Origin of the sequence: uncultured Flavobacterium sp. (assembly GCF_963922255.1) — a bacterium.
GTDB lineage: Bacteria > Bacteroidota > Bacteroidia > Flavobacteriales > Flavobacteriaceae > Flavobacterium.
The window spans coordinates 1-13,588 of sequence record NZ_CAWUIC010000019.1; the positions used below are offsets into that span (position 1 = coordinate 1).

Annotated in this window: 11 protein-coding genes; 7 read left to right on the forward strand and 4 right to left on the reverse strand. The window is 31.5% G+C overall.

Features of this window, described 5'->3' with window-relative positions; genetic code table 11:
• Positions 1 to 216: 216 nt before the first annotated feature.
• The 6 genes from thrS to AABJ49_RS12975 all read left to right on the forward strand — a co-directional run bounded on the left by thrS (position 217) and on the right by AABJ49_RS12975 (position 5,128).
• Positions 217 to 2,163: a threonine--tRNA ligase gene (thrS, locus tag AABJ49_RS12950; RefSeq protein WP_338378709.1), complete on the forward strand. Its 1,947-nt coding sequence runs from the start codon at positions 217 to 219 to the stop codon at positions 2,161 to 2,163.
• 22 nt (positions 2,164 to 2,185) lie between these two features.
• Entirely contained in the window at positions 2,186 to 2,734 is a 549-nt protein-coding gene (infC, locus tag AABJ49_RS12955; protein WP_338378736.1) for a translation initiation factor IF-3, read from the forward strand.
• Between the two features lie 66 nt (positions 2,735 to 2,800).
• The gene (rpmI, locus tag AABJ49_RS12960; protein ID WP_338378710.1) at positions 2,801 to 2,998 is read left to right on the forward strand and encodes a 50S ribosomal protein L35; all 198 of its coding nucleotides are present in this window, start codon (positions 2,801 to 2,803) and stop codon (positions 2,996 to 2,998) included.
• 153 nt (positions 2,999 to 3,151) lie between these two features.
• Positions 3,152 to 3,496: a 50S ribosomal protein L20 gene (rplT, locus tag AABJ49_RS12965; RefSeq protein ID WP_338378711.1), complete on the forward strand. Its 345-nt coding sequence runs from the start codon at positions 3,152 to 3,154 to the stop codon at positions 3,494 to 3,496.
• A gap of 99 nt (positions 3,497 to 3,595) precedes the next feature.
• The gene (gene rlmF, locus AABJ49_RS12970) at positions 3,596 to 4,525 is read left to right on the forward strand and encodes a 23S rRNA (adenine(1618)-N(6))-methyltransferase RlmF (protein WP_338378712.1); all 930 of its coding nucleotides are present in this window, start codon (positions 3,596 to 3,598) and stop codon (positions 4,523 to 4,525) included.
• Positions 4,526 to 4,543: 18 nt separating this feature from the next.
• Complete coding sequence (locus AABJ49_RS12975; RefSeq protein WP_338378713.1) at positions 4,544 to 5,128, forward strand: hypothetical protein; 585 nt, start codon at positions 4,544 to 4,546, stop codon at positions 5,126 to 5,128.
• Here AABJ49_RS12975 and AABJ49_RS12980 read toward each other — a convergent pair.
• Together AABJ49_RS12980 and AABJ49_RS12985 are read right to left on the reverse strand one after the other, a co-directional pair.
• Positions 5,091 to 5,933 (reverse strand): isoaspartyl peptidase/L-asparaginase, encoded by an 843-nt coding sequence (locus AABJ49_RS12980; protein ID WP_338378714.1) that lies wholly within the window; start codon positions 5,931 to 5,933, stop codon positions 5,091 to 5,093. The two genes, AABJ49_RS12975 and AABJ49_RS12980, sit on opposite strands and share 38 nt — an antisense overlap.
• A gap of 75 nt (positions 5,934 to 6,008) precedes the next feature.
• Positions 6,009 to 6,881 (reverse strand): cyanophycinase, encoded by an 873-nt coding sequence (locus AABJ49_RS12985; RefSeq protein WP_338378715.1) that lies wholly within the window; start codon positions 6,879 to 6,881, stop codon positions 6,009 to 6,011.
• A gap of 357 nt (positions 6,882 to 7,238) precedes the next feature.
• On the opposite strand from AABJ49_RS12985, the gene cphA reads away from it, so the two are divergent.
• Complete coding sequence (gene cphA / locus AABJ49_RS12990) at positions 7,239 to 9,863, forward strand: cyanophycin synthetase (RefSeq protein WP_338378716.1); 2,625 nt, start codon at positions 7,239 to 7,241, stop codon at positions 9,861 to 9,863.
• An 83-nt stretch (positions 9,864 to 9,946) separates the two neighbouring features.
• Here the strand turns inward: cphA and AABJ49_RS12995 are convergent, their stop codons facing one another.
• Together AABJ49_RS12995 and AABJ49_RS13000 are read right to left on the reverse strand one after the other, a co-directional pair.
• Positions 9,947 to 11,212 carry a hypothetical protein gene (locus AABJ49_RS12995; RefSeq protein WP_338378717.1) on the reverse strand — a complete coding sequence of 422 codons (1,266 nt, stop codon included), beginning with the start codon at positions 11,210 to 11,212 and terminating at the stop codon, positions 9,947 to 9,949.
• A gap of 656 nt (positions 11,213 to 11,868) precedes the next feature.
• Entirely contained in the window at positions 11,869 to 13,530 is a 1,662-nt protein-coding gene (locus AABJ49_RS13000) for a LamG-like jellyroll fold domain-containing protein (protein WP_338378718.1), read from the reverse strand.
• Positions 13,531 to 13,588 lie beyond the last annotated feature (58 nt).

Genomic DNA, 13,588 nt, shown 5'->3' on the forward strand with positions numbered 1-13,588 from the left:
TGCGATCCTAATAATTCATCATAGATTGCTCGTGACTCGCAACAAAAGATAGAATAGATAGCGGGAACGAAACATCATAAATATAGACAAAAGTGTTGCTTCTAAAGAAAAAACTATACATATATATAAGGAGTAACTTATTTAAGAAATGTGTATCTATATATATTGTGTGTGTTTAGGGTTTGTTTTATATTTGCAACTTATTAAAAATACACAATGATACAAATTACTTTACCTGACGGGTCGATTAAGGAGATGGCAAAAGGCTCTACTCCTATGGATGTTGCTATGAGCATTAGTGAAGGACTAGCTAGAAATGTCATTTCAGCTTCCTTTAACGACACAACTATTGAAACAACAACCGAATTAACTACCGATGGTTCTTTAATATTATATACTTGGAATAACGATGAAGGCAAGAAAGCATTTTGGCATTCTACTTCGCACGTGATGGCTCAAGCTATTGAAGAGAAATATCCGAATGCTAAATTGACTTTAGGTCCAGCGATTGAAAATGGGTTTTATTATGATGTAGACTTTGGTGATGATAAATTTACCGACGCAGATTTTAAAGCAATTGAAGATAGGGTTTTGGAAATATCTAGAGAAAAGCATGAATTTAAAATGCGCACCGTTTCTAAAGACGAAGCTTTGTCAATATATAAGGATAATGAATATAAAACAGAATTGATTTCAAATCTTGAAGACGGAACGATTACATTTTGTGATCATTCAAACTTCTTTGACTTATGTCGTGGTGGTCATATTCCGAATACTGGAATTATTAAAGCTGTAAAAGTTCTTTCTGTGGCTGGAGCTTATTGGAGAGGAAATGAAAAGAACAAAATGTTAACTAGAGTTTATGGAATTTCGTTTCCTAAACAAAAAGATTTGACTGAATATCTTCATATGCTTGAAGAAGCAAAAAAACGTGACCATAGAAAATTGGGTAAAGAATTAGAATTGTTTCATTTTTCACAAAGAGTTGGACAAGGTTTACCTTTATGGTTGCCAAAAGGTGCAGCTTTAAGAGATAGATTAGAACAATTTTTAAAGAAAGCTCAAAAGAAAGCAGGTTACGAACAAGTTGTAACACCTCATATTGGTCAAAAAGAACTCTATGTAACCTCTGGACATTATGCTAAATATGGAGCAGATAGTTTTCAACCTATAAATACACCTGCTGAAGGAGAAGAGTTTTTATTGAAACCTATGAATTGTCCTCATCACTGTGAGATTTATAATGCAAAGCCTTGGTCTTATAAAGATTTGCCGAAACGTTATGCTGAATTTGGAACAGTATACAGATATGAGCAAAGTGGAGAATTACACGGTTTAACACGTGTTAGAGGATTTACTCAAGATGATGCACATATTTTCTGTACACCAGATCAATTAGATAGTGAGTTTAAAAAAGTAATTGATTTGGTTTTATATGTTTTTGGTTCTTTAGGATTTGAAAACTTTACAGCACAGATTTCTTTACGCGATAAAGAAAACAGAGATAAGTATATTGGTACCGATGAAAATTGGGAAAAAGCTGAAAATGCTATTATCAATGCTGCAAAAGATAAAAATCTAAAAACTGTTGTTGAATATGGTGAAGCTGCATTTTACGGACCAAAATTAGATTTCATGGTAAAAGATGCTTTAGGTAGAAGTTGGCAATTAGGAACGATTCAAGTTGATTATAATTTACCAGAACGTTTTGAGCTTACTTATAAAGGTAGCGATAACGAATTACACAGACCCGTGATGATTCACAGGGCACCATTTGGTTCGATGGAACGTTTTATTGCGATTTTAATTGAGCATACTGGAGGAAATTTCCCACTTTGGTTGATGCCAGAGCAAGCTATTATACTGTCTTTGAGTGAGAAATATGAAAATTATGCAAAAAAAGTTTCAGAATTGCTAGAAAATCACGAAATTCGCACCCTCTTAGATAACAGAAACGAGACAATTGGTAAGAAAATTAGAGATGCTGAAGGACAGAAATATCCATTCATGCTAATCATAGGTGAGGAAGAAGAGAAAAACGGTACGGTTTCTGTAAGAAGACATGGTCAAGATGGAAAAGGTAACATTACCGTTTCAATTGACAAATTTGCATCTCTTATTAAAGAGGAATTGCAAAAAACATTAAAAACATTTGAAGTTTAACTAAATATTTATAGCCATAGCAATAAGAAACAATAGAGGTTACCAGCCTCGAGTAGAAAAAAAAGATGCCCACAGAATAAACAACTTTATTCGTGTACCCGAAATACGTCTTGTAGGAGACAATGTAGAGCCTAAAATTTACAAAACATCGGAAGCTATGAAAATGGCAGAAGAGCAGGAATTAGATTTGGTTGAGATTTCTCCAAATGCTGAACCACCTGTTTGTAAAATAATGGATTACAAAAAATTCCTTTACATGCAAAAAAAGCGTGAAAAAGAAATGAAGGCAAAGTCATCACAAGTTACTGTTAAGGAAATTCGTTTTGGCCCTCAAACAGACGAACATGATTATGAATTTAAACGTAAGAATGCTGAGAAATTCTTAAAAGAAGGTGCAAAATTAAAAGCATTTGTATTTTTTAAAGGACGTTCAATCATTTATAAAGAACAAGGACAAATTTTATTATTGCGTTTAGCGCAAGATTTAGAAGAATTTGGTAAAGTAGAACAAATGCCTGTTCTTGAAGGTAAACGTATGATTATGTTTATTGCTTCTAAAAAGAAAAAATAAAAAGATGCTGAAACAAGTTCAGCATAAAGATAGTAAGTAAGATAAATAATAAATAAAAAGGAAGAAATGCCTAAAATGAAAACAAAATCTAGTGCTAAGAAGCGATTCAAAGTAACTGGTACTGGAAAAATCAAGAGAAAGCACGCTTTTAAAAGTCACATTTTGACTAAAAAATCTAAAAAGCGTAAATTAGCTTTAACTCACTCTACTTTAGTTCATAAAACAGATGAGAAAAGCATTAAAGAGCAATTAAGAATTATATAATTCAGTTCTCAGTTGATAGTTGTCAGTTTATACTGAACACTTAAAACAGAAAGCTATTTGAACTTTAGGTTAAAACAATTTAATAACCCTGTATTAGAGCAACCAAGCACTTTGAAATAGAAAGACGCCTACTACAAAAACACATTTAAAATTATGCCAAGATCAGTAAATTCAGTTGCTAAAAGAGCACGCAGAAAAAGAGTATTAAAGCAAGCCAAAGGTTACTTTGGAAGACGTAAAAACGTTTGGACAGTAGCTAAAAACGCAGTAGAAAAAGCATTAACTTATGCTTACCGCGATAGAAAAGCAAACAAAAGAAACTTCCGTTCTTTATGGATCGTGCGTATTAACGCAGGAGCTCGTTTACACGGAATGAGTTATTCTCAGTTTATGGGTAAAGTAAAAGCTAACAATATCGAATTGAACCGTAAAGTTCTTGCAGATTTAGCAATGAATCACCCAGAAGCTTTCGGAGCTATTGTAAATAAAATTAAATAAAACGTCTAACCGTTTATCTTACTTATAAATTAAATCCCAATCGAAAGGTTGGGATTTTTTTATTTATTAGCTTTATCTTTACAAAAAACAAATAAAATTTTGAATATAACTCCACAAAAAAAAGGATTCCATCAAAGAAACAAACATAATGTTGCTTATGATTTTGAAAAATTAATTAGCACTACTCCAACTTTAAAAGAATTTATTTCAATAAATAAGTTTGGAAATGAAAGTATCGATTTTTCAAATTCGAAAGCTGTTAAGACTTTGAATACTGCTTTGCTAAAAACGTACTACAATATAAAGTATTGGGATATTCCTCAAGGATTTCTTTGTCCACCAATTCCAGGAAGAGCAGAATACATTCATCATATTGCTGATGTTTTGAGTGAAGTTTATGGAGAAATTCCAACTGGAAAAAAAATCAAAATTTTAGATATTGGAACAGGTTCAAATTTAATCTATCCTATAATTGGTGTGAACGAATACGGTTGGCAATTTGTAGGTTCAGAAATTGACAGTCAATCAATAAAATGGGCTGATAAGATTGTAAAATCAAATATAAGTTTAAAAGATTTAATTGAACTTCGAATACAATCTTCCAAAAGAAATATTTTCAAAAACATCATTAAAGAAGGAGAATATTTTGATATGACATTATGCAATCCTCCTTTTCATAGTTCTAAAGCAGAAGCTACAAAAGGAACCATTCGCAAAGTCAAAAATTTAAAAAATGAAATTACTTCTAAACCAACATTAAATTTTGGTGGTGTCAATAATGAATTGTGGTGTGAAGGTGGAGAATTAGCTTTTATTACTAATATGATTTATGAAAGTGTACATTTCAAAACACAATCTTTATGGTTTTCGACTTTAGTTTCCAAAAAAGAAAACTTGAAACCAATTTACAACTTACTTAAAAAAGTAGGAGCTGTAGAAGTAAAAACTATTAATCAAGAACAAGGAAACAAAATAAGTAGATTGGTTTTTTGGAGTTTTAAGGAATTAAACAATAAGATTCATTCTTAACAAATTATATTTAAGTATATGAATTCAGAAAAAACTAACTTAACTAAACATTGTGAACTATGTTTGAATCATAGTATTAATTTTCAAAAGGGGACATTCTGTATTTTAACTAATGAAAAACCAAATTTTGATAAAAAATGTAGCAAAATCAAGTTTGGTAAAAACCTTAAAGAGAAAATTACTGAAGTAAATGTTGAATATAAAAAGATAAATAATGAAAAAATATTAGTTTATATTTATTTTATTATTTTTATTATTTTAGCAATTGGAGTCTTTTTATCAACATATTTTTTCTATGAGTATATTTCTGGAATATTAAAATCTTATATTAGCAAGTCATTAGTTCTTTTTGCAATTGCAATTATAACTTTCTTAAGTATTGGAATTGTATTACTAGGATATGCTTTTGGAATGTTAAACAAACATTTATTTGATAAAAAAGCTAATCTAAAAGTCAAAAGTGAATTAGATTCAATAATTGATTTATATGATATGATTTATGAAATTGATATTAAAATAAAAGATAGAATATTAAAACCAAGCGAAGTAAAAACTAATTTAAAAATTACCCAAAAACCTCCTCATTTTCCCCATCAAAACTAGCAAAAACCATACTTGGATGCGAATCTTTGTGAAAAATATTTCCATTTTTATCTATGGCAATTGCACCTGCAAAACCATCGTAAGGTTTTAATTCGTTGAAAGTTTTTTCAAATGCTTTTTCTAAGGTAAATCCATCAGTTACACGAGTTACGATTTTTGTAGCAACTGCACCACTTACAATATCTTCACCAACACCAGTTAGACTTACACCACAAAAAGAATTGGCATAATTCCCAGCAACGGTTGCAGAATCCGATATTCTTCCTGGAATTTCAAAACCTTTTCCACCGGTTGAAGTGGCAACAGCAATTTTTCCTTCTCTATCAAAAGCTACACAACCAACAGTTCCAGTTCCGGTTGCTTCTAATTTAGCTTCATATTCTGCTCTTCTTTGTGGAATTTCTGTTGAAAAAAGTTCAAAACCTTCTTTTCTTGCAAAATTCGTTGCACCACTTCCTCCTAAAACTCTGTCATCAAAAGGCATCAATTTTTCAGCAACTTGAATTGGATTTTTAACATCTTCAACATTGATAACACCACTAAATTTTTCGGTAGTTCCATCCATCAAAGCAGCACTCATTCTAATTTTTCCATCACTTTGAATTTGAGAACCAATTCCAGCATTAAATAATGCATCGTCTTCCAACAAAGAAACGGCATAAACAACAGTTTCTAATGCCGTATGAAATTTCAAATATTCATAAGCATCTTTCACAATTCGCAATAAAGCGTTTTGTTTAGCAACTTTCGTCTCATAAGAAGTAGATGATTCCGAAAAAAAACCACCGTGAATTATTAGTTTCATATTTTTGGGTAATGGGTAATGGGTAATGGGTAATGGGTAAGCCTATCACCCATAACCAATTACCTTTTACCTAAATTATACGTATTGCGAAGAATGAATTTTCATTTTATAAGTACTCAAATCAAAAGTATCATGCATACTCATTACATGAGTAACTAAATGATTGATAGAAATGGGTTGCCCTAAAGAAACTTCAGTTAGATTAGTATCTTTCACTTCTCTTCCATCCACTAAAATAACTAATCCAGAACCAATAGCTTCCATTTCATTATTATTGGTGATTAAAAGTCCTGTATCTTCTCCAAGTCCAATTCCTAAAAGTCTTGGATTACTTACAACGGCTTGAAACAAACGACCAATTCGGCCACGTTTTACAAAATGAGTATCAATAATTACATTATCAATAAAAGAAAGTCCACTTGTGATTTTTACTTCACCTTTCAACAAAGCTTCACTACTGCTTCCTTGATAAATCATATTGTTAGAAGCTGCTGCTGCACCAGCCGAAGTACCAGCATATACAAAATCTTCGTTTTTGTACTTATCAATTAAAAGATCATGAAATTTTGTTCCTCCTAAAATAGAAGTCAAACGCAATTGATCTCCACCTGTAAACATAACTACATCAGCCGATTTTAAACGTGCTAAAAATTCTTCATTATTTGCTTGTTCGCGTTTTTCAATATATAACACATCTGTGTTTTCGGCACCCAAATATTTTAACGCTTTCATATATTCAGCACCTACTTCTTTAGGAATACTTGAAGCAGTTGGAATAATTTCAATTCTCGATTTTTCTTTGTGTTTTGATTCATCAATAATACGTTTCAAAATTCCTTTTTCAAAGAAATTAAGATTTTTTGCTACGTCATTATCGAAATTTACTTCTGTAAAACTTCCTTTATCTACAGCTCCACCTATAATAATTAATTTTCCTCTACATTTCATGTATAGATACTATTTCCCCCAATTAATACTAAACTACTTTGTAACAGTAATTTCTTGAAGCAAAAATAACAAATTCATAATATCTAATACTCTTTTTTATTTTAATTTATGAGCAAATCTTTGGGCTTATTAACAATCCTTTTTCCTGCTGTCCGTTCTACAAGATGCCACTCCCATCAGGGCTAGAAGAGAATGGTCTTTCCTTTTTGAAAGTTATCTAGTTGTCTGAATATCAAAGCCATTTATACCTATCAAAAATAATTTTAACTTTCTGTCAAAAAAATTGAAATATTAAAACAAAAAATTCTTATTTTTAACAATTACACAGACACATTTCACAAAAAACAGCATTAAACAATGAAAATATTAAAAATTCAAGCCTTAAGAGGGCCAAACATTTGGAGTGTAAAACGCAAAAAATTAATCCAAATGCGATTGGATTTAGAAGAAATGGAGCAATCTCCAACCGATAAAATACTTGGATTTCGTGAACGTATCGAAAAAATGTTTCCCTCTATGATTGAACATCGTTGTTCTGAAGGTTGTAGAGGAGGATTTTTTATGCGCGTTGAAAGAGGAACTTGGATGGGACATGTCATTGAACACATTGCTTTAGAAATTCAAACTTTAGCTGGAATGGATACGGGTTTTGGCCGAACAAGAGAAACAAAAACTCCAGGAACTTATAATGTTGTTTTTAGTTATACAGAAGAAAATGTAGGTTTATTTGCTGCTGAATCATCTGTTCGAATTGGTGAGGCCTTAATTTCAGGAACCGATTATGATTTAGAAGCTGATTTACAAAAAATGAGAGAAATCAGAGAACGTGTTCGACTTGGTCCAAGTACTGGAAGTATTGTTGAAGAGGCTGTTTCTAGAGATATTCCTTGGATTCGTTTAGGAACAAATTCATTGGTACAACTTGGTTATGGTGTAAATCAAATGCGTTTTCAAGCAACCATTACTTGTAATACTAGTAACATTGCCGTAGATATTGCATGTGATAAAGAAGAGACCAAACGTATGCTAAACAACGCTTCAATTCCAGTAGCTGATGGTGATATTTGTGTGGATGAAGAAGATTTAGAAGCTACTATCAAAAAAATTGGTTATCCAATTGTTCTAAAACCATTAGATGGAAATCATGGAAAAGGAGCATCCATCAATGTAAAAACTTGGGAAGATGCTGTGGAAGGTTTGGCTTATGCAAAAAAATACAGCCGCAGAGTAATTGTAGAAAAGTTCGTGACTGGTTTTGATTTTAGGGTTTTAATTATTGATAATAAATTAGTAGCTGCTGCCAAAAGAGTTCCTGCAAATGTAGTTGGTGACGGAAAAAACACAATTCAACAATTAATAGATATTACCAATCAAGACACAAGAAGAGGTTATGGGCATGAAAATGTTTTAACAGAAATTGAAATTGATAGAGATTCAGAAGATTTATTAGAAAAATATGGCTACACAGTTAATACAATTCCAGCTAATGGTGAAGTTGTTTATTTAAAATCAACAGCTAATTTAAGTACTGGTGGAACTTCAGTGGATGTAACCGACATGATGCATCCAGAAAATATTTTTTTATGTGAACGCATATCGAGAGTTATTGGCTTAGACATTTGTGGAGTTGATATTATGGCAGAAAATTTAACTCAACCTCTAAAAGAAAATGGTGGTTGTATTTTAGAAGTTAATGCTGCACCAGGATTTAGAATGCATTTAGCTCCTTCTGAAGGATTACCAAGAAATGTTGCTGCTCCAGTAATTGACATGCTTTATCCACCTGGAAAAGAAAGTCGTATTCCAATAATAGCTGTAACAGGAACTAATGGAAAAACAACAACAACTCGATTAATAGCACATATTGTTAAAAATAATGGTTTCAAAGTTGGATTTACAACTTCTGACGGAATATACATTCAAAACCACATGATGGAAAAAGGTGATACAACCGGACCAATTTCTGCTGAGTATGTTTTAAAAGATCCAACAGTTGAATTTGCCGTATTAGAAACAGCTCGAGGTGGAATTTTACGTTCTGGTTTAGGCTTTAGTAGATGTGATATTGCAGTTTTAACTAATGTGGCTGAAGATCATTTAGGTTTAGCTGACATTCATACTTTAGAAGACTTAGCACGTGTAAAAAGTGTAGTGGTTCGAAGTGTAAAAAAAGATGGTTGGGCTATTTTAAATGCTGAAGACGAACAGTGTGTGAAAATTGGTGAGAGTTTAGAATGTAATGTGGCTTATTTTAGTTTGGACGAAGAAAATTCGTTCATAAAAAAATTGAGTAAAGAAGGAAAAACCGTTGCTGTTTATGAAAATGGATATATTACCATTAAAAAAGGAGAATGGAAAATACGAGTGGAAAGAGCTACACATGTTCCTTTAACTTTAAACGGAAAAGCTCGTTTTATGATTGCCAATGTTTTAGCCGCAACTTTAGCGAGTTATTTGTGGGGTTTTAAAACCGAAGATATTAGTTTGTCGCTAAAAACATTTATTCCAAGTGTGGCACAAACTCCTGGACGAATGAATATTTTTGAATTCAGAAAATTTAAAGTACTAATTGATTTTGCTCATAATCCTGCAGGATATCGAGGTATTGAAGATTATTTACAAAATGTAGAAGCCAATAAAAAAATCGGAATTATTGCTGGTGTTGGTGATAGACGTGATGAAGACATTAAAGAATGTGGTTTAATTGCCGGAAGAATGTTTGATCATATCATCATTAGACAAGAGAAATATTTACGCGGAAGAACCGAACAAGAAATCATTGATTTAATTTTAGATGGAATCAAAGAAGCAAATAGCAATACTACTTATGAAATTATTCCTCTAGAAACTGAAGCTATCAAACATGCCATTGATACCGCTGAAGAGGGAGCATTTATTACAGCTCTTAGTGATGTGGTTGCCAATGCTATTGATATAGTTCAAAATTATTTGGATAAAGAAAATGAAGAGCAGAATGTTTAATTTCTAAGTTTAAATCTGTAATAATCAAAAAGCCCAAATTCTAAATGTTGAATTTGGGCTTTTTTACAAAACAAACAATTAATTTATTTTTTATCTAGTACAGTTACATCATTTTTCTCTTTAATGGCAGCATCTAGATTAGCCTGTAGTTCTCTTTCTTGTATTCTTCCTTTGCTCTTTTTATTAGCAGCAAGTACTTCTCTATGGTTGTATTGTGGAGTATTTAACAAGTTAAGATTATTATTTTTTGTTGGTGTCATTGCATTAGCATATGTTCCGTTTCCAAAAGAACCAAAAGTATTCCATCCCATATAATAAACGCTACCGTCTTTTTTAGTCAACATAGTTGCTTGAAAACCTTTTGCTTGAACCGTTTTCCAATCGTTTGCTGTTCCAATTTGAACTGGCACATAGCGATTTTCTGTAGTTCCATCACCTAATTGTCCAAAATTATTTCTTCCCCAAGCCCATAATGTTCCATCGCTTTTTACAGCATAAGAAACCGCAAAACCAGCAGAGAAATCAATCCATTTATCAGCAGAAACTAATTGCGGTCTGTTTGTGTAAGCCACTAATTCACCACTTCCTAATTGTCCCATACTTGATTCTCCCCAAGCCCAGATTGTTCCATCTGTTTTTTGCGCAATCACGTGATTTTTTCCAGCTTCAATTCTAACCCAGTCTCTATCATTGTTAACTTGAGTAGGCAAATATGTATTACTAACTCTAGAATCTGGCACAATCATGTTTGAATCATTTAAACCCCAACCCCAAATTGTTCCGTCTTCTTTTATTGCAAAAGCCGTTTTGTTTGTAGTTACTGCAATGTCAACCCAGTTAGAAGCTTCTCCAATTTGAATTGGTGCTAATTCTTTAGAGCTTTTTGTTTTATTTCCCATTTGATTTGCATCATTTTGACCCCAAGCCCAAATTGTTCCGTCGCTTTTTATTGCAACTGTAAATAAATAAGAAGGAGCCACTTTAATCCAATCTGAATCAGTACCAACTTGATGAAAGTATTCAACAATTTGTTCTTCAGAATTAATTCCTAAAGCTCCATATTCGTTACTTCCACAAGCCCAAAGTGTTCCATCTTGCTTGATTGCAAATGTATTTTTAATTCCAGTTTGAATAGTTTTCCAATCTTTTTCTTCACTTAATTTGATTGGTTTTGATTCGTTTTCACTTAAAGTTGCTAATTGTCCTGAAGAAGCATGACCCCAACCCCAGATAGTTCCGTCTGCTTTTTTAGCTGTAGTATGCCCTCCGCTAAATGAGTAACTTTCAAAATTTTGTGCACTTAATGAGAATGATAAGGCAAGGAACGATAATGCAAGTATATTTTTCATAATAATTAGTATTTTTGAGACTAAAAAGTCGAATTGTTAAGTTTGTTTTGGGTATTAAAATCCTGTGCTGAATTTCTTCAACAAAAAATTAATTAAAAAAATAAAATAAGATATCTTTAACTGCTTGACCTCGAGGATTTACTTTGCTTCATCTGATTTAGGGACACATATGAAAGTAAAGTTATTTTACAAGCAGAAATTGACAGTAGATTTGGGAATAATTCTAAACTATTAAAAAGTAGAATTTATCGTTTACTTTTGACTCGATAAATTTTATAATGGTAATTTACAAATTCACTTTTTTCCATTTGAAAAAAAGCTTTTTGCTTTTGAGGGTTTGTTTGTTTTTTCATGAGTACTAATTGTTTGTTTGTTTTTGATATGTTAAAACTACAATTAAAAATTAATACATTACAAGTATTAAAATCATGAATGAGGGTTTTATGTAATACAAAAAAGGTTTTGCCGTAAAAAATATTGTTTTTTAACACAAAACTTGCGTTATTTTTACACTATTTGTCTAAACACAAAATAAAACATAACAAAATTATTGAAATCTTGCTATATATTACTAAAAACAAAACCAAAAAAGAGTCAGCAGATACTGACTCTTTTTTCAAAAAAAAACAAAAACAAAATTCTTTAGAAATAATGACTTATTCTTTAATTAATTTGTAAGTATTCGTTTCTCCTTTGGAATTCATTAAAGCAAGTAAATAAATTCCTTTTTCAAATCTTGATAAATCCAAAGTATTACTACCTACTAAGCTTTTCTGATTAATTATTGTTTTACCTACGATATCATATACTGTAAATTCAAGTTCTTCTACTATATCAATTGTAAAAATACCTGTAGATGGATTTGGATAAACTTTTACATTACTTATTCCAAATGATTTAGTTTCTAAAGTCACAGTAGCTAGAACTTCGTTTGAAGTACTTGTACACATTGAAGTTCCATCTAAAATAACTCTAAATTTGTATCCTGTGATTCCAATCATACCAATTCCTGAAATAGTTAATGTGTTTGTTGTAGAACCAGAAACATTAGGATCTGTAAAAGTATCATCTAATGTACTCCAAGTAACTCCGTTATCTGCACTATATTCCCATTGGTATGAACTAACACCTGTTGCATTAACTGTAAAAATTAAAGGATCTGTCTCACTAACCGTTTGATCTTGAGGTTGAAGTGTAATTACACTTGAAACCCCAACAGGAGAACCAGCTAACCAATTTGAAGTTGTTCCAGTTAAAGCAAAGTTAGTTAACGTTCCATTATTTGCATTTGATGTAGCATCAGTCAAAGTAATATTTGTTGTATTATTTCCAGCATCATAACCTTGATTGAATTTATAATAAGCAATTAAACCTGTTTCTGTACCTTGTAGTTCACAGTTTTTAGAAGTGTTAATTTCGTTTAAAGTTCTAGCAACATTCCATATACGAACATCGTCAATATTTCCATTAAAGAAGGCACTACTGCCATCAAATGCTCCTAAATCAAGAATACCACTTCCCATATAAGGTACTACACCTGAATCTGACCCTACTAAAACACCGTCTTGATAAACTTGTCTTGTACCATTTGTAATATTATAAACACATGACCAATGATGCCATTCGCTATCAGCTGTGTAACTTGTCACTGGTATATTTATATCATTGTACCAAAAAGCAAACGTAAAGTTATTATTATCTCTAAAGCCAATATGTAATAAATTATTATTTACTTGAACTCCTTGAGTCAAAACATAATTAAATACATCTGTTGCTGTGCGTTTAGCATTAAATTCTATTGTAAATGATGAATTGCTTACATTTATGCCAGAAGGAATTGAAACATAATCATTCACTCCATCAAAATTTAAATGAGTTGCTGGGTTATGCACATTTACTGTTTGAATAGTAGAAGTTAAAGTACCAGTAAAACCACAGCTTGTATGTGATGGATTAGATAACACTGCATAATAGTAAAATGTTCCTTGTTGTGAAGTATCCGGCAAATAGGTTTTAATGTCTATAAGGTTATATTGATTTACCGTAGAGTAATTTGATTGACTAACCATAATTCCTCCAACTGTAGAATTAACTGTGTTTTTATACCAAGTTAAAGTATAACTTGTAGCAACAGAAGGTTGACTATTACCAAAAGCACATACCAAAATTGAAAGTCCTAAAGGATTTGAAGGCTGATTTACCAAATAACTCTGACCACCAGTTAGTGGTTCCACTCCTGATACTTGAAAAAGATACGTTGAATAACTGTGATTGAAGATTAAAAGAAATAATCCAATCAAAAAATAATTTTGTTTCATTATTAGTAGGTTTAATATTATGAAAGCAAAAGTAATTTCTTAATAATTATTAGAGTAG

Coding starts and splice junctions, on each gene's coding strand:
- thrS (WP_338378709.1), top strand. CDS start 217: ATGATACAAATTACTTTACCTGACGGGTCGATTAAGGAGATGGCAAAA.
- rpmI (WP_338378710.1), top strand. CDS start 2,801: ATGCCTAAAATGAAAACAAAATCTAGTGCTAAGAAGCGATTCAAAGTA.
- rplT (WP_338378711.1), top strand. CDS start 3,152: ATGCCAAGATCAGTAAATTCAGTTGCTAAAAGAGCACGCAGAAAAAGA.
- AABJ49_RS12975 (WP_338378713.1), top strand. CDS start 4,544: ATGAATTCAGAAAAAACTAACTTAACTAAACATTGTGAACTATGTTTG.
- AABJ49_RS12980 (WP_338378714.1), bottom strand. CDS start 5,933: ATGAAACTAATAATTCACGGTGGTTTTTTTTCGGAATCATCTACTTCT.
- AABJ49_RS12985 (WP_338378715.1), bottom strand. CDS start 6,881: ATGAAATGTAGAGGAAAATTAATTATTATAGGTGGAGCTGTAGATAAA.
- cphA (WP_338378716.1), top strand. CDS start 7,239: ATGAAAATATTAAAAATTCAAGCCTTAAGAGGGCCAAACATTTGGAGT.
- AABJ49_RS12995 (WP_338378717.1), bottom strand. CDS start 11,212: ATGAAAAATATACTTGCATTATCGTTCCTTGCCTTATCATTCTCATTA.
- AABJ49_RS13000 (WP_338378718.1), bottom strand. CDS start 13,530: ATGAAACAAAATTATTTTTTGATTGGATTATTTCTTTTAATCTTCAAT.